This window comes from Paenibacillus sp. 79R4, assembly GCF_013393165.1.
Lineage (GTDB): Bacteria > Bacillota > Bacilli > Paenibacillales > Paenibacillaceae > Fontibacillus.
Genome location: NZ_QJOT01000006.1, coordinates 131,053 through 153,452 on the forward strand (window position 1 = coordinate 131,053; position 22,400 = coordinate 153,452).

The 22,400-nt window shown below is 47.7% G+C and carries 19 protein-coding genes; 18 read left to right on the forward strand and 1 reads right to left on the reverse strand.

Features of this window, described 5'->3' with window-relative positions:
• Positions 1 to 10: 10 nt before the first annotated feature.
• From DMN77_RS10280 to DMN77_RS10320, 9 genes are all read left to right on the forward strand, one after another.
• On the forward strand, positions 11 to 1,141 hold the full coding sequence (locus DMN77_RS10280; protein WP_179014791.1) for an NAD(P)/FAD-dependent oxidoreductase: 1,131 nt from the start codon (positions 11 to 13) through the stop codon (positions 1,139 to 1,141).
• A 175-nt stretch (positions 1,142 to 1,316) separates the two neighbouring features.
• Positions 1,317 to 3,725 (forward strand): cellulase family glycosylhydrolase, encoded by a 2,409-nt coding sequence (locus tag DMN77_RS10285; protein WP_179014793.1) that lies wholly within the window; start codon positions 1,317 to 1,319, stop codon positions 3,723 to 3,725.
• Positions 3,726 to 3,929: 204 nt separating this feature from the next.
• Complete coding sequence (locus tag DMN77_RS10290; RefSeq protein WP_179014794.1) at positions 3,930 to 4,784, forward strand: AraC family transcriptional regulator; 855 nt, start codon at positions 3,930 to 3,932, stop codon at positions 4,782 to 4,784.
• A 215-nt stretch (positions 4,785 to 4,999) separates the two neighbouring features.
• The gene (locus tag DMN77_RS10295) at positions 5,000 to 6,313 is read left to right on the forward strand and encodes an NtaA/DmoA family FMN-dependent monooxygenase (RefSeq protein WP_148466610.1); all 1,314 of its coding nucleotides are present in this window, start codon (positions 5,000 to 5,002) and stop codon (positions 6,311 to 6,313) included.
• A gap of 52 nt (positions 6,314 to 6,365) precedes the next feature.
• Positions 6,366 to 7,418 carry an NAD(P)/FAD-dependent oxidoreductase gene (locus tag DMN77_RS10300; RefSeq protein ID WP_179014796.1) on the forward strand — a complete coding sequence of 351 codons (1,053 nt, stop codon included), beginning with the start codon at positions 6,366 to 6,368 and terminating at the stop codon, positions 7,416 to 7,418.
• Positions 7,419 to 7,439: 21 nt separating this feature from the next.
• Positions 7,440 to 8,432, forward strand: a complete 993-nt coding sequence (locus tag DMN77_RS10305) for an iron-siderophore ABC transporter substrate-binding protein (RefSeq protein ID WP_179014797.1) — start codon at positions 7,440 to 7,442, stop codon at positions 8,430 to 8,432.
• Between the two features lie 326 nt (positions 8,433 to 8,758).
• Entirely contained in the window at positions 8,759 to 9,355 is a 597-nt protein-coding gene (locus tag DMN77_RS10310; RefSeq protein WP_082790118.1) for a C40 family peptidase, read from the forward strand.
• 157 nt (positions 9,356 to 9,512) lie between these two features.
• Positions 9,513 to 9,983, forward strand: coding sequence for a GNAT family N-acetyltransferase (locus DMN77_RS10315; RefSeq protein ID WP_179014799.1), 471 nt, complete (start codon positions 9,513 to 9,515; stop codon positions 9,981 to 9,983).
• 119 nt (positions 9,984 to 10,102) lie between these two features.
• Positions 10,103 to 11,539: an amino acid permease gene (locus tag DMN77_RS10320; protein ID WP_068781503.1), complete on the forward strand. Its 1,437-nt coding sequence runs from the start codon at positions 10,103 to 10,105 to the stop codon at positions 11,537 to 11,539.
• Here DMN77_RS10320 and DMN77_RS10325 read toward each other — a convergent pair.
• Entirely contained in the window at positions 11,481 to 12,110 is a 630-nt protein-coding gene (locus DMN77_RS10325; protein ID WP_068781327.1) for a LysE family transporter, read from the reverse strand. The genes DMN77_RS10320 and DMN77_RS10325 overlap by 59 nt on opposite strands.
• A gap of 476 nt (positions 12,111 to 12,586) precedes the next feature.
• Here DMN77_RS10325 and DMN77_RS10330 point away from each other — a divergent pair, with 476 nt between their 5' ends.
• The 9 genes from DMN77_RS10330 (at position 12,587) to DMN77_RS10370 (ending at position 22,220) form a co-directional block, all read left to right on the forward strand.
• The gene (locus tag DMN77_RS10330) at positions 12,587 to 14,347 is read left to right on the forward strand and encodes a HAMP domain-containing sensor histidine kinase (RefSeq protein ID WP_068781326.1); all 1,761 of its coding nucleotides are present in this window, start codon (positions 12,587 to 12,589) and stop codon (positions 14,345 to 14,347) included.
• An 83-nt stretch (positions 14,348 to 14,430) separates the two neighbouring features.
• The gene (locus DMN77_RS10335) at positions 14,431 to 15,135 is read left to right on the forward strand and encodes a response regulator transcription factor (RefSeq protein WP_068781502.1); all 705 of its coding nucleotides are present in this window, start codon (positions 14,431 to 14,433) and stop codon (positions 15,133 to 15,135) included.
• Positions 15,135 to 15,656 carry a CDP-diacylglycerol--serine O-phosphatidyltransferase gene (gene pssA / locus DMN77_RS10340; RefSeq protein ID WP_068781325.1) on the forward strand — a complete coding sequence of 174 codons (522 nt, stop codon included), beginning with the start codon at positions 15,135 to 15,137 and terminating at the stop codon, positions 15,654 to 15,656. Before DMN77_RS10335 ends, pssA begins: the two co-directional genes overlap by 1 nt.
• Positions 15,657 to 15,670: 14 nt before the next feature.
• Positions 15,671 to 16,162 carry a DedA family protein gene (locus tag DMN77_RS10345; protein WP_179014800.1) on the forward strand — a complete coding sequence of 164 codons (492 nt, stop codon included), beginning with the start codon at positions 15,671 to 15,673 and terminating at the stop codon, positions 16,160 to 16,162.
• A 1,122-nt stretch (positions 16,163 to 17,284) separates the two neighbouring features.
• Positions 17,285 to 18,175 carry an NUDIX hydrolase gene (locus DMN77_RS10350; protein WP_179014802.1) on the forward strand — a complete coding sequence of 297 codons (891 nt, stop codon included), beginning with the start codon at positions 17,285 to 17,287 and terminating at the stop codon, positions 18,173 to 18,175.
• On the forward strand, positions 18,176 to 18,736 hold the full coding sequence (locus DMN77_RS10355) for a riboflavin biosynthesis intermediates N-glycosidase (RefSeq protein ID WP_179014804.1): 561 nt from the start codon (positions 18,176 to 18,178) through the stop codon (positions 18,734 to 18,736).
• Between the two features lie 9 nt (positions 18,737 to 18,745).
• On the forward strand, positions 18,746 to 19,579 hold the full coding sequence (locus DMN77_RS10360; protein WP_179014806.1) for a TIGR02452 family protein: 834 nt from the start codon (positions 18,746 to 18,748) through the stop codon (positions 19,577 to 19,579).
• Between the two features lie 90 nt (positions 19,580 to 19,669).
• Positions 19,670 to 20,845, forward strand: coding sequence for a DUF4272 domain-containing protein (locus tag DMN77_RS10365; RefSeq protein WP_068781320.1), 1,176 nt, complete (start codon positions 19,670 to 19,672; stop codon positions 20,843 to 20,845).
• Between the two features lie 337 nt (positions 20,846 to 21,182).
• Positions 21,183 to 22,220: a YdcF family protein gene (locus tag DMN77_RS10370; RefSeq protein WP_148466619.1), complete on the forward strand. Its 1,038-nt coding sequence runs from the start codon at positions 21,183 to 21,185 to the stop codon at positions 22,218 to 22,220.
• The last annotated feature ends 180 nt before the right edge of the window (positions 22,221 to 22,400 follow it).

A 22,400-nucleotide genomic window follows, 5' to 3' on the forward strand; every position in this document is an offset into this window, starting at 1 on the left:
GGATCTCATCATGAAGAAGTATATTGTTATCGGAGCAGGGATTTTGGGGGCATCAACGGCTTATCAATTATCTAAAATGGGAGCAGATGATGTACTTATTATAGATCGTGAAGAACAAGGACAGGCCACGGATGCAGCGGCCGGCATCATTTGCCCTTGGCTATCGCAGCGGCGCAATCAGGCCTGGTATCGCCTGGCCAAAGCAGGTGCGGGCTTCTATCCGAAATTCATCGAAGAGCTGGTGAACGAGGGGGAGACAGAGACAGGTTACGCTAGAGTTGGCGCACTTAGCATTCACCATGATCTGGAGAAAGTAATCAGGATGGAGGAACGGGCCCAGCAGCGCAAAGCGGATGCGCCGGAGATTGGCGAGATCACGCGATTCGATGAGACAGAAACCCACCGCAGGTTCCCATTATTGGAAGAAGGATATCATTCCGTTCATATTAGCGGAGCAGCCCGTATAGATGGACGTGCTCTACGGGATGCCTTGCTGCGTTCAGCAGAGAGACATGGGGCGAAGCGGATTAAGGGAAATGCTGTGCTGGAGTTCCAGGGAAATCAAATTATAGGAGTTCGGGTGGGTACAGACATTTACACTGCGGACATGACGGTTGTCTGTGCGGGAGCCTGGGCCAGGGAGCTGCTTCAGCCTCTCGGCATTCACTTTAACGTTCACTTCCAGAAAGCACAAATTATGCATTTACGGGCTGAGCATAGCCAGGATACAGGGAATTGGCCTGTGATTATGCCACCATCCGATCAATATTTACTTGCGTTCGAGCACCAAAAGATCGTGATTGGAGCGACTCATGAGAACGAGGTTCAGGGCTATGATACAAGAATAACTCCAGGTGGAATGCAGGAAATATTGAACAAAGGGCTAACATTAGCGCCAGGCTTGGCGGACAGTACCTTCCAGGAGGTTAGAGTCGGCTTTCGGCCGTTTACCCCTGGATTTTTGCCGGTGATCGGACAAATCCCTGGTTGGGAAGGACTTATTACGGCTAATGGTCTCGGAGCCTCCGGACTTACCATGGGTCCATATATCGGAGGTCAGCTTGCCAAGCTGGCCTTGGGAATGGAGTTGGATATTCAGCTTGATGACTATGATTTAAGAGCAGCCATAGAAGAGCAATAACTATGGGATAATAAAAAATCGGCAGACTTCAAAATATGACAGACTTCGACAATCGGGGTCTGTTATATTTCTCTTAGGCCCGAGAATAAAAACGTTTTTATTCCGGTCGGTGGGAGGTGAATCTTACTAAGCGACTTTACCAAAGCTTATAACTATTTAAAATCGGAGGTACTGTATGGTAAAAGGAAATCGATTTCATAAAAAGGGATTTCGAATTTTTCTATCAACGATTTTGCTGCTGGGGGCCCTTGTGGCAGATTGGAGTCTGGGGCATACAGATGTGGTAAATGCGGCGAGCAGTTTGTCGGATGGCGATTTTTTGAAGACGAACGGTACATCCATCCGTAAATCCAAGGGAACGGGAAACAATGTATACCTGCGGGGTACAAATGCTGGAGGCTGGCTGGTTCAGGAGTCGTGGATGAACCCAACGAACGCTCCGGATCAGAAGACGATGATGAATACATTCAAGGACCGCTTCGGCGCCGCCGCACGGGATGAGCTTATTTCTGTCTATGAGGACCATTACTGGACCACACAGGATTTTGATAATATTTCTGCGATGGGAATGACTGTTGTCCGTCTACCTTTTACGTACATGAATTTGGTGGATGATTCCGGAAATTTGAAAGCGGATGCATGGGCGCGTCTGGATTGGTTTGTGGAGAACAGCCGCCAGCGGGGGATTTATGTCATTCTGGATATGCATGGGGCATTTGGTTCTCAGAACGGTATGGACCATTCCGGAGAGATCAATGATGGCAATCAATTGTACGGAAATCCGAATAACCGCCAGAAGACCTTATGGCTATGGGAAAAAATAGCGGAACACTTTAAGGGGAATCCGGCTATAGCCGCTTATGACATTCTGAATGAGCCGGGAATTAAAGCCGCGGCGACAGGCCGTACGCAATGGGATTTCTACAACGAAATTTATAATCGGATTCGGGCAGTAGATGGTGATCATATCATCATGATGGAATCTTGCTGGGATGCTGCGAACCTGCCGCATCCGCAGGAATATGGCTGGACTAACGTCGTCTACGAATATCATTATTACCCGTGGGATTCAGTGACCAGTGCTCCCGGCCAAGCGGCTTATATTTCGAGCAAAGTGGCGGATATCCGCAGCCATAATTATGGAGTGCCGACATTCGTAGGGGAATTTACATCCTTTGATGTGGAGGACGCCTGGAAGAATACGTTGTCTACATTTAATCGCGAGGGCTGGCATTGGACCACCTGGACTTATAAAGTCACAGGCAGCAACAACTCTTGGGGCATTTACAATCTCAATGCGGAAGCGGTAGATATTTACCGTGATTCGCAAGAGACGATCCGTCAGAAATGGTCCAAGGTTGGCGCAAATTACAGTGCGGTGAATAGCAAAATCTACAATGTGATCAAGCCTTATTTGCAAGGATCAACAGATCCCGGCAGTGGCGGTTCATCGTTATTCGCGGATGGGGAATATTATCTGACCTCGGTTGCCAACGGCGGGGTTGTCTCCGCGGAGAATGGAGGGGCTGAGCCATTAGCAGCCAATCGTGCCTCTGTAGGAGGGGCTTGGGAGACCCTGCGGCTGGAAAATAACAGTGACGGGACCGTCTCCTTCAAATCGATGGCTAATCAAAAGTATGTCTGTGCGGTAATCGATGAGAGTAATCAGCTATTGGCTCGCAGCGCCTCCATCGGCACCTGGGAGAAGTTTGAGCTAGTTAGTACCGGGAACGGCGATTACGGAATCAAGGCGCTGGCCAATGGCAAATTCGTCCAGGCGAATCTGAATTCGGGCGGCAGGCTGGAAGCGACTCAGGATAAGGTGGCAGGGGCTTGGGAAGCCTTCAAGATCACAAAAATGGGCGACTCTTCCGGACTGGACTTTGACAGCTCTCTAACCGATAAGTCCGCAGAATTTTATGAACATGCGAGCTATCAAGGCAAGTCCATTAAATTGAGCAAGGGCGAATACACCTATAACGATCTGGTCTCTAAAGGCATCGGCAACGATACAATCTCATCGCTGAAGGTTCCGCAAGGCTATAAGGTTACCTTGTATGCGGATGATCTTTATAAAGGCGGAGCCAAGGTCCTGCTGGCGGATGCGCCGTCTCTTGGCGATTTCAATGACAAGACCTCTTCGATTAAGGTCGAGCAAGTAACCCTCGGGAATTTTGACGAGGGGGGTTATACGTTGACCGCGATCGTAAACAAGAAGGTCGTCAGTGCGGAGAATGGAGGCAAGGACCCGCTCGTAGCCGATCGGAATTCCAATGGTGGAGCCTGGGAAACCTTCAAGTTAGTGAATAATGGGGATGGAACGGTCTCCTTCCAATCGATGGCCAACAATAAATATGTCTGCGCGGTGGTGGATGAGAAAAATCAGCTTCTGGCCCGCAGTTCAAGCATTGGCACCTGGGAGAAATTCTACCTTGAGAAGATCAAGGATTATGAATATGCAATCTATGCGGTTGCCAACGGCAAATATATTAAGGCGGATCAACAGAACGGAGGCAAGCTGTTTGCTTCCAGTGATACGATTGGGGGAGCTTGGGAGGCGTTCTGGGTTACGGGAGTGAATTAAAGCGAGAATAAACAGCGGGCGGAGCTGAAGCTCCGGCCCGCTGTTTTTGTATTTAAAACCGGGGATAGAAGATCAGAAAGAAAGTCCGACTTGAGAATCGACGATTTTATATTCAAAATATAATAGACTAAAGTGTAGGCCAATAACTTGGAGCGTTGAATGGGTCCAAGTGGCAAGAATGATATGAGGAGCAGGTGTGAAGCTATGATAAATGTGGAGCGGTTGGCGGAAGTGTTCGCTAATGATTCCTATGAGATACAAAGTGTATATCGTCTGGTGATCCAGCCGAAGAGCCTGTTGCGGGAGTTCAGAACTTTAAAGTATGGATTTCTCTTTATAACCCGTGGATCCAACCAAATAATCGTCAACGGAACCGTCTATGAATTGCAGCCGGGCTCTGTATTTCACGCAGCCCCAGGCATGCAGATGGAAGCGCAGGTTACAAGTGAAGCTGAGCTTGAGTACTATTCCGTTTACTATAATCTGGATAAGCACTATTCAGAGAACAGCCATCATGAGTGCAATGCTCATTTCAGACTGGAATCCGGAGTGATTCCGCGAGTGATAGAATTATTGCTGATGCTTCAGCAGAATATCCATACCCCTGGAGGGCTGGGAAAGCTTCGGGCGAAGGAGCTGTTTCTAAGCATTATGCATCAAGTGCTGGTTGGGCATAAAAATCGGGAGCTCAGCGGTTCGACCGACATTGCAGCCATAGAAGAAGCCGTTGCCTATATTAAGAGAAATTATATGAACCCCTTAACACTTGAAAAACTGGCGGAAATACATGCAATGAGCCCTAAGCAATTTTCTTATTTTTTTCATAAGCATACAGGTGTCCGTCCCATTGATTTTGTTATCCAATATCGGATGGAGAGAGCAAGCGAGCTGCTGCGGGTCGGCAATTTCCCGATTCGTGATATTGCAGTTAGTGTCGGTTATGCTAATCCGCTTTATTTCAGCCGGGCGTTTAAGAAAAGATTCGGAGTGTCCCCATCCGTATACGCGCGGCAAGCTTGCATTCAAGTTTCACCTGGATGCGAGCAAAAAGATTCATAGATCAGGGATAGCGATTTTTAATAATTGTGCATGCTGCATTTACTATTTGTGTATTTGCATTTGCTAGAGTCCTTGCTACACTATCAATTGAGAATGATAATCATTGATAACGAAACGGTTAATGATTATTCTGTTCTCTTCAAAGCATTTCGAGATTAGTGCCATTTCTGAACGAATGACGATTTTCAGAGTGGGGAAAGGGTGGAAGAAGCAAAGTGAATGCACATCGGCAATTATGTATCGGATTTTCTTTATCAGCAACCTGGATGAAGGGACATGGCTGGCGACGTCCGGATAGCGGCGTAGAGAGAATGAGTTCGATCGATTATTATATCGAATTAGCCAAGCTGGCGGAGAAGGCCAAGCTCGATTTTCTGTTTAGAGCGGATTATCTATATGTAAGTCCGCAGATGCTGGGCGATTCCGCTAATTTCGGCAGTCCTGATCCGACGATGATATTCGCGGCGATCGCTCGTGAGACGGAGCGGATTGGACTTGTTACCACGATCTCCACTACTTTTAATCCGCCGTATGTTGTTGCCAGACAGCTGCAATCCCTGCATTGGCTTAGCAACGGGCGTGCGGGCTGGAATATTGTAACCTCGATCGAAGGAGCTGAGAACTTTGGCATGGCTGCCATGCCATCCCCGGAAGAGAGATATGCGCGGGCGAGCGAATTTACTGATATAGTGCTTAAGCTCTGGGCCAGCTTCCCGCATGAAGCGGTGCTGATTGACCGTGAATCAGGCCAATTTACGGACCCTAAGCAAGTGTCCCCGATCGATCATTCCGGAGAGTTCTATAAGGTCCAGGGACCGCTCACCTTGCCTGCTCATCCATCGGGAAATATCCCGCTGTTCCAGGCAGGAGCATCGGACATCGGTCGGAATTTCGCTTCTTCTGTTGCGGATGCCATCTTCGCGGCGATGCCGGACGTCGAGTCTGGAGTTGAGTTGCGGCATGACCTGAGGAGGAGAGCAGAGGAGTTCGGGCGGGACCCGAATACGATCCGAATATTGCCGGGCCTCTATTTCTTCCTGGCCGATACGCGCGAGGCGGCCCAAGAGCTGTTCGAGGCGGCCAATGCGCATTTAAGCACCGAACGGAGATTAGCATCGTTAAAATCTGTGCTGGGCCTGGATTTAAGCGGCTTTGCTCTGGATTATCGAGTAACTGAGGATTTGCTTCCTGATCCGGATCAGCCGGTCCGCAGCCGAACGCATGCCCAACTGCTCCGCCGCTATATTATCAACCACCAGCCGACCGTGGCAGAGGTGCTGTCAAGACCGGAAGTTCTCGGCTCCGCGCACTGGGTATCGGTTGGAACGGTGGAGGACGTATTGAATGACATTATTCAGAGATATGAAGCAGGGGCCATCGATGGTTTTATCGCTCTTCCAGGCGGCTCGGAACAATCGATGGAGCTGTTTTTCGAGCAGCTGATGCCAAGATTGGTGGAGCTGGGCTTATTTAGAAGTGAATATTCGGGTTCAACTTTGAAGGAGCATCTAGGGATTAGTGGATGCTAGCTGCTACCCAGGAATCCGGTGAAATAGCCAATTAAAGCGAGGAGATTGAGAGATGCATAATAAGGAACTGTTTGATGTCACGATTGTAGGTGGTGGACCTGCCGGGCTGTTCTCCGCATTTTATAGTGGGTTACGTGAAATGAAGACGAAAATTGTTGAATTTCAGCCCTTCCTGGGCGGAAAAGTACATGTCTATCCCGAGAAGCTGATCTGGGATGTGGGCGGTTTGACGCCGCTTCCCGGCTCGCAGCTGATTGAACAAATGGTAGCTCAAGGTTTGACCTTTCAACCGGAAGTCGTTCTAGGAGAGAAGATAACGTCCATCGCCAAGGATGATGAAGATCATTTCGTGTTGCACACCGCATCCGGTCGGAAGCATTACTCCAAGACAGTCATTTTGGCTATAGGGGGAGGGATTCTGAAGCCGATCAAGCTGGATATTGAGGGAGCGGAACGGTTCGAGGTAACGAATTTGCATTATACCGTAAAATCACTGGAGCGCTTTAAGAACAAGACAGTGCTAATCTCTGGCGGCGGCAATTCAGCCATCGACTGGGCAAATGAACTGGAGCCGATTGCCAAGCGGGTTTATTTGACATACCGCAAAGAAACGTTAAAAGGACATGAGGCAGAGGTTTCACGTCTTGAGAGAAGCTCAGTGGAATGTTTGCTGAATACATCGATCGAGAAGCTGATTGCGTCGGAGGATCATCAGCGGATCGAGACAGTGGCGCTGAGAACGAATGAGACGGACGCTGTGTTTGAATTGGAAATCGATGAAATGATCATTAATCATGGCTATGAACGCGATAAAGAATTGCTGGCCAACAGCGAGGTGCAAATCGAGCTGAAGGATTACTGGATTGCAGGCAATCCGTCGAGTGAGACATCGGTGCCGGGTCTTTATGCCGCCGGTGATATTCTGCATCATGAGGGCAAGCTTCACCTGATTGCCGGGGCTTTCCAAGATGCCGCGAACGCGGCGAACAAGGCCAAGCAGTATATTTCGCCAGATGCGAATGAGCATGGAATGGTGTCCTCACACAATGATCTGTTTACGCAAAAGAATCGTGAGTTGATGCAGCATTTATATATTAAGAGTTAAAGACAGGCTGGAGGAAGCAATATGAAGAGATGGTTAGGTAGTATAGCTGCGTTGGTGATTGTGACTGCGATGTTGGCCGGGTGCGCCGCTGCGCCAGCGGCTTCGCCTTCAGTGAGCGATAGCAATAACGGGCAGTCGAACGTGAACAATACGTCTGAAGCTGGAGCAACGGATACAGGCGTATGGCCCAGAACGATCACGGACGCTGTCGGTCATGAGATTGTACTCCAGGAACGGCCGGAGCGCGTTGTTGTGCTTCATCCCCTGTACTTGGATTACTTCTTGGCGTTGGATACGCCTCCGGTCGCTTCGGGTAATGCCAAAAGCGCGTTGGAGGAATTTGCAACCCTGGAGCCATACCGAGGAACGGTTGAAATCGCTGATTTGGGCAGCGGCAGAGACTTGAATCTGGAAGCGGTGATCGCGGCGAACCCGGATGTGATTGTAACTTTTAAAGGACATGTTGACGCGAATTATGATGAGCTAAGCAAGATTGCTCCTGTTGTGCAAATTGACTATGGAGATACTTGGGAGAATGCCACGATGCTCTGTGCCCAAGTTATAGGCAAAGAATCATTGGCAGAACAGCTTATCAACGATACTAAAGAAACCATTGCGAAGACGAAGGAACAGATGAGCGGAGTGAAGGGGAAGAGCTTTGCATTGCTGCGGGTTGACGGAAAAGCTAATTTTACTGCTCAGGGTGCCAAGAATACAGTCTATTACAATGATGTCACGGGATTTGGCCTGTTGAAGCCGGAGGGATATCCCGAAGAAGGGCAAGTGCTATCGCTGGAGGCATTGTCGGCGATGAATCCCGATTATATTATTATCCAGCATGATCTTAAGACGGCTCAGGCAGCGGTTCAAGAGAAGGAAGCTATGGACGTATGGAAATCGCTCACAGCGGTTAAAGAAAATCACGTTCTATTCTTTGATAATTCTCTGAACAGTGGGAGCATTCTGGCTATTCGTCTGGCAGCGGAAAATTTCATGAAGTTGGCCGAGCAGTAATCCAACAGAACTTAGATCCAACAGTATACAAAAGCAAATAGCAAGCAGCCGGTTATATACACAAGGCCATTTCTCTGTAGCAAAAAGCTGCAGTAAGGAATGGCCCTTTATTACAAATGTGTTACCATCCAAATTCTTTATGAATTAGAAATAAAGAGTATATTTTCGCTAAAATCCCCTAAATTAATCCTCTATTGTCACAAATAGTGCTTTGTGTTATCGCTTCCACCCTGAGATAATAGAATCACAGATTAGGATATTCGCTTCTGCTTGGCAGAGCATACCCTATAGGTTACAAAATTGTCATCTCAGAGGAGGAACAACATATGATTAATTTTAAGAAAAGCTTGATCGGCAGCCTGGTGGTTACTGCAGTAGTCTCGGCGGTCGTTACTCTTCCAACTCCATCGCATGCAGCATCTGCCAAAGACATGGCATCATCCTATACCACAACAGAAAATGTTCAGAGTCAGGCCACAGCCAGTTCTACGATTGAAAAAGTAATTCAAACGGGAATGAAATATTTGGGTACCCCTTATGAGTTTGGCTCTAACCGCAGCACGACGACAACATTTGATTGCTCCGACTTCATTCGGCAAATCTTTAAAGAAGGTGCGGGCATAGTTCTCCCTACCGATTCAAGAAAGCAGGGGACATGGATTAAGGAGAACAGTACACCTGTCTATAGCATAGACAAGCTCAAACGTGGAGATATCGTGTTCTTTATGAGCTATAAAGGCTCGAGCAGCTCCGCCTACAGTGGAATCGATAAATCGCAGCAGCGGATTACTCACGTAGCTATGTATCTGGGAGATGGACAGCTTCTGCACACGTACTCGCAAAAAGCGGGCGGTGTGGTTGTGACTGATTTTTCATCCTCCTGGCAAAATCGCTTCCTATATGGAGGCAGCGTATTGAAATAGAAATATGAACCGGACCGTCCTGGTCGATACCTTAGATAAGCCGCAGGAATGCGGCTTTTTTTGTTGCGCATATCCTTTTATTAAACATATAAGTTATTCACTACATGAATTAATAAAGTTCATGTTATATTATTTCTTGAGGGGAGGAGAATCATACATGCTAATAAGAGAAATTGAGGAAACAGATAATAAGCAGGTTGAGCAGCTCATAAGAACCTGTCTGATAGAATTTGGCGCAAATAAACCGGGCACAGCGTGGGCCGACCCCAATTTAGGAGATTTCTATCATCTGTATAGTACAGAGAGATGCAAGTATTGGGTCGTTGAGCTAGATGACCGGATTGTGGCCGGCTGCGGGATTGGACCGGTGGTTGGCTTCCCTGAAGTCTGTGAACTGCAGAAGATGTATGCTTTGCAAGAAGCGCGTGGAACCGGAGCAGCGAGTCATTTGCTTGAGACTGCCCTTGATTTCGCCAAGCATCATTATAAGCAATGTTATTTGGAGACGCTGAGCAACATGATTGCGGCTAACAAGTTTTATGCCAAAAAAGGGTTTAAGCAATTAGACAAGCCTCTGAATGCGACAGAGCATTTCGCTTGTGACGCATGGTATATTCTTGATTTATAAAAAGGTTTAGGTGGCCGAAAGGCGGCGGAACACCCTATATGCCCGCGGATTCTACATAATCCCAACACCCTGGGGGATGATAACAGAGATTCCTAAATTTCGATGAAGGGGAGTTTATGGTGTCTCAAAATAAAAGCCCTGCGACAAGTGAGAAGAAGTTGAAGTGGTGGCAGTTGTCATTGCTTGGGGTCGCCTGTACGGTAGGTACAGGTTTTTTTCTGGGGTCCCATATCGCTATTCAGCTCGGGGGCCCCTCGGCAGTTATTGCTTATGTATTAGCAGCTGTTGGAGCCTATTTGGTCTATGACAAGCTGTCGCAAATGACAGCGGATGATCCGATGGAGGGCTCTTTCCGCTCTTACGCCAAGAAGGCCTTCGGCCGTTGGGCAGGATTCAGCAGTGGCTGGGTGTACTGGTCGTCAGAGCTGCTGATTATGGGAAGCCAGCTAACAGCACTTGCCTTGTTCTCAAGATTTTGGTTCCAGCAAGTACCGATGTGGTGCTTTGCTGCTGGATATGGCATTTTGGGTCTTATCATTATTTTCATCGGGACCAAAGGGTTTGAACGGATGGAGAGCATTTTTGCTGTAATGAAGATCGCGGCCATTTTCATGTTTCTAGTGATTGCCATACTTGCGATTGCCGGCGTCCTCAGGACCCATGCTCACGGACCGTCCATTCCCAGGGACTGGTTCCCCAATGGTTTGATTGGGTTTTGGGCGGGGCTTATTTTCGCCTTTTACGGCTATGGTGGTCTGGAAGCGCTGGGACTCATGACAATGCGGCTGAAAGATCCTAAGGAATCCCCGAAGGCCGGCAAGGTCATGCTCTTGCTGCTGATGTTCATCTATGTCATCTCAATAGGTCTGGCGCTGATTCTGGAGCCCTGGCAATCCTATACAGTCAGAGAAAGCCCTTTTGTCGTGGCTCTCGTGGATTACAGGCTGTCCTTTGTTCCGCATTTGTTCAACGCCGTCCTCATTATTGCCGGATTTTCCACGATGACTGCCTCATTATTTGCGGTCACGACTATGATTGTTACTCTAGCCAGGGACGGGGACGCACCGCGATTTTTTATTAGAGGGAGAAAAGTGGAAGGAAAGAAGCCCTTACCGGCTATAGGCTTGACGACGGCAGGGCTGCTCGCCTCGGTTGTGTTTGCTCTTTTAATGCCCAGAAGCGTATATGAATACATCACCACGGCCGCAGGAATCATGCTTCTATACAACTGGCTGTTTATTTTGCTGATGTCAGGAAAGCTGCTTAAGCTTACAAGCTGGGGAAAAGCCAAGCGTTACATCGGGATGGCGCTGATCAGCCTGACGCTGGTGGGGACCCTGTTTCATAAAATCAGCCGGCCCGGATTTTTTATTAGTCTCGGATTTATCGTCATTATCGGGTGCGTTACTCTAATCATGCGGCATTTCTGGAATAAGGCTGAGGGGGCTAAGCAGGATTTGTCCAAGAGTGAAGAAGAAGCCCAGCTTTCCCCAGGCATTAATTCCCGAACAAAATACGGTATGCCTCATATCCGAAGTAAAGGCCGAATCCGATAAGCGATAGACCGGAGATGACCGAGACAGCGCCGATAAGGCGCCCGGTCAGGAATCGTCTAAACATGCTGGCCACCAAGGCCATGGCCACATCCCACAACATGATGCCGGCCATGATAGCACAGCTGTAGAGCAGCACCCTTTTGGCGTCGTATTTAGCGATCATATCCGCCAGTACCGATCCGTAGATCCCCATCCAGAACAGGATGGAGAGGGGATTAGAGATGGACATCACGAATCCGGCGCTAAAGGATTTTACATGCGATTCATGACCGCCACGCATTTCCATTCCCGTTTTGCCGACCGTAAGCAAGCTTTCCACTCCGATGTAGGTCAGAATGAAGAAACCAAATAACAGAAGGAACGTTTTCATAAATGGAATGTTAAGAAAGTGAATAACGCCAAAATATACAAGCAGCATAAAAATCCCATCCGCTACCATAGCGCCAAGCCCGACTAACCAGGCATGGAGAAAACCTCCCTTGATCCCCCGGTCTATCTGAGCGGCATTAATCGGCCCGATTGGCGCAGCCAACGAGAGTCCAAGCAATAAATGGCTGATCCATATATTCAATATTCATACCCCCAAACCTTAGCCCTGTGTTATATCCTATGAGGGAAAATGACTTGTACAACTAAAATTTTCCTTGTCCTCATTCCGTTATCGATAGTCGATGGGGGATAATCAATCCGGACAGGTTATTCTTTAATCCGGGCATCCTTGCTATCCGCGATCTGGGAGATTTGAATTGAAACCTCCTAATGTCACTGCAATAGAGTAGCCGATGCTTTATACTATTTTCCTGCTTGGAGGATGGATAGAGGTCATCAGAGTTTTCAGTCGAAAACGGTCTTTCAAATGAAGTGATTTTCTTAGACATATGAGGAAACACTACGTTAAATGTAAATATCCCGCATCGTTTGTCGTTATAGCTATATGGCGCTTGTCGTAAAAGTAGTTGCATTGCAGGACACATAAAGAACAAATGACTGAGTTATAGTGTATACATCGAGAAAAGTCTGATTACAGAGAATTCTGTAGGTGAAAATATGAGAAATAGAAGCATTACCTTCAAACTGTTTATTTTATCTGTCATCTTTTTTGCCTGTTTTTATCTTATGATCATTCTGTCGCAGTTCTTCTTCTTTGAGAAGTTCTATCAGAATTACCGCATAACTAAGGTGGAGCGGGAACTGGATAAATTCGCCTTGAAATATACGCAGGAGAAGGCAGATAACAGAGAGCTTCTGCTGGAAGCTGTCAAATTTATGAGCCATAGCCGCAGTCAGCTGGCTGTCGTCAATATGGACGGAAATATGGTGATGGAAGACCCTTACCGATTGGTGCTGGAGCTTCCCGATCATAAGAGGGTTCTCGTGGCGCTATCTCTTTTTATGAGTATGAATCCGGATAAGTTCAGGGATGCCAACTTGAAAATTGGAGACGAGCTAACGATTTGGGGCGAGAAGGACATTCGTGAGGATGAATCCGTTGTGGTCTTTTACCCGGATAAAATCAATAAGCTGAATTTCAGCCCCGCCTCAATTGGCGAGAACTATGATAATGACTCCACGCAAATCTCGGGTACTGTCGTCGATCTTGTCCTGCCGAATATCAAGAATTGGAACCAGCGTCAGGGCTTGCTCATGTTCGCTTTGTATGAGCATTTTCCGCTCTCAACGGAGGTTAAGGAACAGCTTAATTCGATGGTTAAGCAGGAATTCCAGTGGGTGGAGCCATGGAGCGGCACAAGCAATTTTATTATTATTGAGCCGGTCATGAAGGAGAATGGGAAAAAGGATCTGCTGTTTACCGTAACCTCCTTACAGGAGATTAGCGATGCGAATGAGGCGTTGCGTTGGTTGTTCATTTATGTTGGCTGCGGGGGGATTATACTGATTCTGATCTTGGCGCTCTTCTTCTCCAAAATGGTTGCAAAACCTTTAATTGCATTAAATATAATGGCCAAAAAGATGCTCAACTTTGAATTTGGATCCTTAAAACCGATTCGGCAGAAGGATGAATTAGGCAGCTTGTCTATGAGTATGCTGACGATGTCGCAGAAGCTGGACAGTGCGCTGCGCGAGCTAAAAGAAGCGAATCAGCAATTACAGAAAGATATGGAACAGAAGGAACGCATGGAAAAGACGCAGAAGGAATTTTTCACCAATGCGTCCCATGAGCTAAAAACCCCGTTAAGTATCGTCAAGAGCTTCGCCGAAGGCTTGAAGGACGGGGTGAACTTGAACAAACAGGATCATTACGTCTCCGTCATTGTCGAAGAGGCAGAGAAGATGGAGATGTTGATTACTAATATGCTTGATCTGGCCAGGTTGGATTCGGGAACCATCGAATTGCGAAAAACATCCCTTATGCTCAGTGAATTGGTGGAGAAGGTCGCCAGCAGGCTGATGTACCCATTGCAGGATAAGGGATTGGAGATTGTCGTAGTGCCGGTTAATGAACAGCCTGTACCGGCTGATCCGCTGTGGTTCGAGCAGGTCGTCTTGAATCTGATAACGAACGCTATTCGTCATGCAGTAGCAGGAAGCACGATTCTCATAGAGGTGATCAGTACACCGGACCTTACTACCTTGTCCGTGTCCAACCAAGGGGAAACCCTTAGCGAAGAGCAGCTTGACCTCATCTGGGAGCGATTCTATCGCGGTGAAGCCTCGCGCAGTCGGCAGACCGGGGGGACCGGCCTGGGACTCTCGATTGCACAGCAAATCATGGATTTGCATGGCTGCAGCTATACGGTGAGAAATCTGCAGGATGGCGTTCAATTTATCGTCGAGTTCCCGGTCTGATCCGCGGATAGTTCATTCAGACGATCTGGAGTTCAACCAGGATTCGGCTGTGAATGGAAACAGATCCAGAAAGAAGGAATAGCGTGAGTAAACATGTGCTTATAGTGGAGGATGAAGCGCGGATTCGAGAGGTGATCTCGGATTATTTCATCCAGGATGGCTGGCAGGTCACGGAGACGGACAATGGGCGCGATGCATTGAGCTGGTTCGAGGCCCTTTATCCCGACCTGGTCATATTAGACATTATGATGCCTCAGATGGATGGATTTGAGGTATGCAAAGAGCTGCGGCTTCGTTCAGGGGTTCCTATTATTCTATTAACGGCCAAATCGGCGGACCAGGATAAGCTGCTAGGTTATGAGCTTGGCGCGGATGACTACATGACGAAGCCGTTCAGTCCAAAGGTATTGGTTGCCAAGGCAAACTCGTTAATGAAACGTGTTATAGACAATTACAAACCGGATGGATATCGATTCCTGTTCGGTTCTTCCGTTCTTAATACGCTGGCGCACCGGCTGGAAGTAGATGGTGTAGAGGTTGAATTAACGCCCAAGGAGTATGAACTCCTGCTGCTTCTCATCAACAACAAGAATCTGGTTGTGACCCGTGAAGCCATTATCGCCCGGGTATGGGGAATTGAGTTCGAGGGAGATAACAGAGTTGTAGATTCGCATATTAAGAAGCTGAGGTCGAAGCTTGGCTATGATTCACAATTTATCCGAACCGTGATTGGCGTCGGCTATAAATTTCAACAAGAAGAATCCCCCGCTCAGAAAGGAGAATTATAATGAGTTGGAAATTCATACCTAACACTTGTACATTCGTTAATTTATCTGCGGGTGTTACCTCTTTGATATTAACGATTCACGAGCAGTATCGGCTTGCTCTATTTTCTATAGCAATTGCAGCGCTTTTTGATGTGTTCGATGGGTACCTGGCACGGCTAATGAACTGCAGCAGTGATTTTGGCAAGCAGCTGGATTCCTTGGCGGACATTGTTTCTTTTGGCGTGGCGCCCGTGTTTCTGGTCTTATTGCATAGAACCGGGGAATTTCATTGGCTGAGTGCTGTAGCAGCCATTATATTTCTAGTATGCGGTGCCTCAAGACTTGCTAGATTCAACATTTCGATATCAAGCCCTCAATTTACGGGCATGCCTATCACCTGCGCCGGTACTTTATTGGCCTGCTTGTCGCTTACGAACCATTTGAAACCATCGGTCATTATTGCGTTTATCGTGGTATTATCCTTTTTAATGGTCAGCCGTATTCCGTTCCCTTCACTTAAGAATATCAGCATCAGGAAATAATCGGAGATAATATTATGGAGACAGCTATTGATTTTATAACGCAATATGGATATGCCGCAATTCTAGTATTGTTGGCGCTGGGGATTGTAGGACTTCCGATCCCGGACGAGACATTGATGTTGTTTGTTGGTTACTTAGCATCAGAACACATATTGAACTATTTTTTAGCCATTATTATTAGCTTTATCGGTTCTGTGACTGGAATGGCCATTACTTATGTGATTGGGAGAAGAGTGGGTTCAGTGATTATTGAGAAATGCGGGAAATGGGTTGGACTGACTCCCAAACGATACGATAAGGTCAAGAATTGGTTCAACAAGTACGGTGCTTGGACGATTGTATTCGCGTATTTTATTCCCGGCATCCGCCATGTTTCCGGTTATATGTCCGGGATTTCCCATCTTCCATTTCGAAAATATATCGTCTTCTGCTGTACAGGAGCCTTGGTGTGGACTATTTTGTTCATTTCGCTGGGGTATTTTATCGGTGGCCGGTTCTTGCAGTAAGCAGCGTAAGTAAATTTAGCACAATAAGCATCCAACCAGGTGCAGCGTCAGATTCAAATCCGCAGGGATGAACCGCTGGCATATTGAAACTGAGAAAACTGTTGTATCCACGGTATTTAAATGATCTGATGCTGCAATAGGAGCTATCCGAAAGGTTATTTTTATAAGGCCATGCCGTAAGGGGAAAAAGCCGCTAATGCGGGTGAAATGTCGTAAAGGGCAAAAGCCGCAAAATGCGGGTGGAATACCGTAATGGGTAAAACTGCAAAATGCGGGTGGAGTGTCGTAAAGGGCAAAAGCCGTAAAATGCGGGTGAAATACCGTAGAGGGCAAAAAACGCAAAACGCTGTGAGGGAAAATGCTGTGGAATGCGGGTACAAATCCGTGAAATGCCTTACTCTGGACACGCTTGGTCTTCTTCGCTTAGATAGGAGATCAATTGGGCAGTTGCTTTGGACAGTACGCTTTTTGGATTAAAGCATGGGGTACGAAAAGCTGCGGCAATATTGGGGCGGCAAGAATAGTCACCTCTTTGTGGCAGGCTAACGGAAATCTGTGCTGTTATTGAGCTTGAAAAGGCGAATTTGGAAAGGTAACGGAAATGGAGTCCCTTAAATGGAGTTATTCAGCGAAATTAGGGGGATTATCCCCCAAATAGCGGATTGGATTTCCGTTACAATTCCAGAATCGTCAAATTCACCAAAATAGCGGACTCAGCTTCCGTTAGAATGAGCAACCGTAGAGGCTCCCGCACAAGAACCCGTAAAAGCACTCATAAAGAGGCTCCCGGATAAGCACCCGTAAAAGGCTCCTGTATGAGCATCTCCCGAATGAGCAACCGTAGAAACTCCCGAATGAGCAACCGTAGAAACTCCCGCACAAGAACCCGTAAAAGCACTCATAAAGAGGCTCCCGGATAAGCATTCACAAAAACTCCTGTATGAGCATCTCCCGAATGAGCATCCATAAAAGCTCCGCATGAGCTTCCCGCATAATCTTCCGTATGAAGCATCCCACGTTAAGTTGACAACGTGGGATTTATAACATATATTGTTAGTAATAAATTGATAATAACATTGTGTTACTAAGATTGGATTATGATGACGGTGCAGGTGACAATGAATGGAATTTAGGGATCGCAATGGGTTGACGGAACGGGAGTTCCTGGAACAATATCGAGCTGGAGATTATGAGCGTCCATCGGTGGCTACAGATATGGTTATCTTTACGGTGAGTGATACGGAGGAAGATAATTACCGCAAGCTGCCGGAGAAGGAGCTGCGCATCCTGCTCATTCAGCGTGGCGGGCATCCATATCTGGGACAGTGGGCGCTGCCAGGGGGATTTGTCCGCCCTACGGAGACGACGGAGCAGGCGGCTCAGCGTGAGCTGCGGGAAGAGACCGGCGTAGATCATGTCTACCTGGAGCAGCTGTACACCTTCAGCGAACCGGGTCGCGATCCGCGCACCTGGGTGATGAGCTGCTCTTATATGGCGCTGATCGATAGCGGTCAGGTTGAGGTTGAGGCCGGAGATGATGCGGACCATGCCGCTTGGTTCCAGCTCTCTTATCGATTGCTGCGGGAGTCAAAGGAACTGCTGGAGGACGGGTATATCAAGATGAGGCAATACGAACTTAGCCTGATCCATGGAGATATCTGCTTGAATGCTATCGTAGAACGGAAGATTACATCGACGGATCAGGCCCAGGCAACGGAGTACGCTATTATCTCCAATCAAGGGCTTGCCTTCGACCATGCGAAGATTATCGCCTGCGCTATGGAACGGCTGCGGGGCAAGGTCGAGTATACGGATATTGCGCTTCATTTAATGCCCAAATGGTTTACCTTAACAGAACTGCAGCAGGTATATGAAGTCATTTTGGACCGAGACCTGCTGAAGGCGGCATTCCGCCGCAAGATCGCCGATCTTGTTGAAGAGACGGATCATTATACGGAGAACGCCGGTCATCGCCCTTCGAGGCTGTACCGGAGAAATAGGGAGAGGATTTAATTGATCTATAACATCGAGGAGCTGCGCAAAGCTCATAATGCGGGACAGAAGTTGAAATATGTGTTCTTCTGGGGACATACGCCTCCGTCTGAAGGCAGCATCAATCGGAGCTGCTTCAGCCAATGGTGGAAGTGCGAATTTACGGTGGACGGCAAGCGTTATTCCTGCACGGAGCAATATATGATGGCGGAGAAGGCGCGCCTGTTCAACGACGGGGAGATGGAAGCCGCGATTATGAACGCCAGGCATCCGAAAGAGATGAAGGCCTATGGTCGCGCCGTGAAGAGCTTTGACAATGAAATCTGGGAACAAAACTGCTATGAAATTGTGAAGCGAGGCAACTTGGCTAAATTTTCACAAAATCTGCAGCTGGGGAATTATCTGAAATCGACGAAGAACCGGATTCTCGTGGAAGCCAGTCCGCTTGACCGTATCTGGGGGATAGGAATGGGAGATAACGATCCTCATGTGGAGAATCCGCTGAAATGGCGGGGACGCAACTTATTGGGCTTTGCACTGACTGAAGTGCGGGATCAGCTGATCCTAGATGATAAAAGGTAGGGGATTACCATGAATCGAAAAGAAATTGCACAAAATACACTGCAATATATCGAGCAAGGATATTATGAAGTAAATGGACGGCGTGTTGATTTCGCTGCGGAGCAGAAGCATTCCGAGGATCGCAGCGTGTTGATTACGCCTGAACAAGGGGAAACGCTGGTGCGCGCTTGTACGCCGCCTGCGCATGGAGTGCAGGCGAAGCAGAACGTTGTTAATGCGGCAACAGTCAAGGCAATCCTTGATTTCACACAGGCGGGGGTAGAGCGGGTTGGTGTACTCAACTTCGCCAGCGCCAAAAATCCCGGAGGCGGCTTCCTGAATGGTGCAATGGCGCAGGAGGAGAGCCTTGCAGCATCCAGCGGTCTATATGGTACTCAGCTGCGCAATGAAGGTTATTACAAGGCTAACCGTGCCTGCAAGTCCATGATGTATACCCATCATGCGATCTATTCACCGGATGTGGTATTTTTCCAGGATGAGCGATTTGAACTGCTGGAGCGGCCGGTAACGGCCTCCGTATTGACGCTGCCAGCAGTCAACTATGGACAGGTGCTGTTGAAGGGAGAAAATGCGGAGCAGGCGCTTCAAGTCATGCTCGATCGCATGCGTCTTGCCCTAGCTATTTTCGCTGAACGCGGGGATCGCAACCTGATTCTTGGAGCATACGGCTGCGGTGTATTTCGCAATGACCCGGTCAAGGTTGCGGGCTGGTGGCATGAGCTGCTTATTAAGGAGGGTTACGGCAAATGCTTTGAGCATATTGTATACGCAGTCCTTGACAACTCCAAGGATCAGAAATGCATTCGTGCATTTGACAACCGTTTCGGAGGTCAAGTAGGCTAAAGTTATACCGCTGAAGCCAGCGGTAATGATGCGTGATCAAGGGGGAATTATTAATTAACCCTATTCGCACTTTTGAGGAGGTCATAGATTTTGAAATATTTCTCCCTATTTGCTTCCAAAAATGATATTGATGATCTGGAGGGCAAGATAACGAGCGTGTTTGCGAGAAGCTATAAGATTGATAGGAACGGCAGTGACTATCTTCTGCAATCCAATTCATTATTCAAAAAGCAGAAGCTGACGATTCGAATCTTGACCGAGGATGCCAATCCTGATTATTTCGAAGCAAATATTCCGGGGATGATGGGCTTTTACGACCGTATCCCTTTTGCCGATGAGCAGTTAAAGGAACTGGTGTTAACGCAAATTTCCGTCTTTAATACATTGCTTGCGCTCGAAGCGGAGAAGGAGCTGAACGAAGGGCAATGGCAGCTCTGTCTCGAACTGATGTCTGCGCTTGGCGGCATCGGATTTCTGCAGGATGGCACCCTGCTTGACAGTGACGGGCAGGCGGTCGTTCATCCGGACGGAAGCTCGGGCCCGGCGAATTTCAGACCCCATGCGTGTACGAATAAAATTATGGGTCCGCAGCAGACATCTGAGGAAGGGGCGCGGAGAAAGCAAACGTCGATCTCCTACATACGAGAGCGCGGTATACCTTATCTGGAGTCCATGCCTGAGCTTCCGCCTGCAGCGGAATGCCAGTGGAAGACGCCAGAGGAAATTGCCAGAAGGGCGATAGCCCTGCTGATCGTTATTCAGTATGCTTGCGATGTTGCCCAGGGAGAAGAGCTTGGGGAATCCAGGGACTTTATCCTCAATTTATTGCAGAAATTTGGCGTGGAGGAAGAGCTGACCGACAAGGAAAGGGAGCTTCTGCAGGACGAGCATCCGACGAATCAGGCAGCAATCAATATAACTTGGCAATATGAAGCTTATTGGGCGTTGATCTGGGCGCTCGGGCTTGTGGAAAAGCTTGATTTTCCCGATCAGGTCTGTGACTGCGACTATGCAATTCAGGTTGTCTCGCAACGCGATTCTTTTGAGGACTTCTATCGGGAGATATCGATGCGCAGTCAGGCGGAAATTCTTGATGAAGCCGATAAGGTCTACAGGCTGCACTGGGCATGCGTAGACCGTAGAATCCATGGTCAGGAGGCACCCGCGGGCATGAGTGAGAGCATTGTCATGGAGAGACGCCGTGGTCTGTTCTGGCTGATCGGACGCTTTGATGAAGGCTGGGATGATATATCGATGGACACATAGCCATAGCTAAATATTTATTGTTTACATGAAAGACCGCCTTTGATGGGCGGTTTTCTTTTTTTGTGGTATCCTTATAAGGCGTTTTGGTAGGGGAATATTCTCCACCTGCCAAAGAAACGATATATACATAGAAGAGGTTGTTCAAAAAAGTCCGCTTTTGATTTGAGAAGTAACTTGACATCGAATCTTGAATTCAGTCAGGCCTTACAGTGCTCACGTAGGTTTCGCCTACGCTCCGCTCCTCTGTCCCTGGCTTATTCAACCTTCTCGGCGCTGAAAACGGCCCTTTTGAACACGCATTATAAGTAATTGATGAATGGAGTGTACAGCATAGATGATACTTGCATTATGGATAGTACCGCTTGTCACATTGGTTATATTCCTCTGGTTCTATCTTCGGGACCCAAGGCGAATTATTAATGGCTTTCTGTTCAACATATTTGCCCTTTCAACAGGTGGAATGTGTATTTTAGCGGCGATAACGTCCGATATTCCGATTTTGAGAATACTGGCGATATTTCCGGTCATTTTAATCTTTCTTGTGTTGCTCTTCGGGGGATTCGCCCTGGCGATCCTCTTGATGATTAACGGGCGAATCTTAATCAAAAAAGAAGGACGGAAGTTTTCGAACTATCTCGCCTTATTATTAGGAATCTGCATCTTGGCTTATATCGTTCTTTCAATTATTCAACCGGTGAGTTACATGCCGTGGTGGGTACAAATTCTATATTCCGGGGTAACGTTCTTACTGTTCTATTTCTTCATCGATCTGTCCAGCTTCCTATCGGCTTATTTCCTGTATCAGTTCAATCATCCGAAATTGAATCAGAACTTTATCATCGTACTCGGAAGCAAGGTCATCGGCCAAAGAGTTCCCCCTTTGCTCGCAAATCGCATTAATAAGGCGATTGAATTTTATAATCGTCAAAAAGCGGTGACAATGCCGCCGAAGATCATTCTCTCCGGGGGAAAAGGGTCGGATGAACAAGTTTCAGAAGCCGAAGCGATGCAAACTTATGCAGTGGATAAGGGGATTCCGATCGAGGATACGCTTCAAGAGAATCGTTCTACGAATACTTATGAGAACATGGTGTTCTCCAAGCGGATTATGGACGATTTAAGCGGTGGCAGCCGATATAACAGCATTTTCACAACCAATAACTTTCATTTATTTCGGGCTGGCATGTATGCGCGTTTGGCAGGGTTGCCCAGCCAAGGAATCGGAGCCAAGACGGCTCTATATTACTGGCCAAATGCCATGATTCGGGAGTATGTGGCTGTTGTAGTCATGAATAAGAAGCGGCATAGCATCGTCTCCGGTGTCATATTAGGGATTCCGGTTATCATCCTGATGTTCTCACTTATTGTAAGATGATACAGCTTTGATTCGAATTTAGAACAAAGAGGGAAATATCCTGAATACAACGGTTAGTAGCTTTGCTCAACTCTACCCGTCATTTTCGTCGATCTCTGTGCAAAATTCGAGGGGAATTAATGATCTGCATGCGCGGGAAAATGCCGCAGAGAGGGCGTGGGTGAGTTGTAGCTGGAGCAT

Bases quoted from the DNA above. Each gene is read 5' to 3' on its own strand.
- DMN77_RS10280 (WP_179014791.1), top strand. From the start codon at position 11: ATGAAGAAGTATATTGTTATCGGAGCAGGGATTTTGGGGGCATCAACG.
- DMN77_RS10285 (WP_179014793.1), top strand. From the start codon at position 1,317: ATGGTAAAAGGAAATCGATTTCATAAAAAGGGATTTCGAATTTTTCTA.
- DMN77_RS10290 (WP_179014794.1), top strand. From the start codon at position 3,930: ATGATAAATGTGGAGCGGTTGGCGGAAGTGTTCGCTAATGATTCCTAT.
- DMN77_RS10300 (WP_179014796.1), top strand. From the start codon at position 6,366: ATGCATAATAAGGAACTGTTTGATGTCACGATTGTAGGTGGTGGACCT.
- DMN77_RS10305 (WP_179014797.1), top strand. From the start codon at position 7,440: ATGAAGAGATGGTTAGGTAGTATAGCTGCGTTGGTGATTGTGACTGCG.
- DMN77_RS10310 (WP_082790118.1), top strand. From the start codon at position 8,759: ATGATTAATTTTAAGAAAAGCTTGATCGGCAGCCTGGTGGTTACTGCA.
- DMN77_RS10315 (WP_179014799.1), top strand. From the start codon at position 9,513: ATGCTAATAAGAGAAATTGAGGAAACAGATAATAAGCAGGTTGAGCAG.
- DMN77_RS10330 (WP_068781326.1), top strand. From the start codon at position 12,587: ATGAGAAATAGAAGCATTACCTTCAAACTGTTTATTTTATCTGTCATC.
- pssA (WP_068781325.1), top strand. From the start codon at position 15,135: ATGAGTTGGAAATTCATACCTAACACTTGTACATTCGTTAATTTATCT.
- DMN77_RS10345 (WP_179014800.1), top strand. From the start codon at position 15,671: ATGGAGACAGCTATTGATTTTATAACGCAATATGGATATGCCGCAATT.
- DMN77_RS10350 (WP_179014802.1), top strand. From the start codon at position 17,285: ATGGAATTTAGGGATCGCAATGGGTTGACGGAACGGGAGTTCCTGGAA.
- DMN77_RS10360 (WP_179014806.1), top strand. From the start codon at position 18,746: ATGAATCGAAAAGAAATTGCACAAAATACACTGCAATATATCGAGCAA.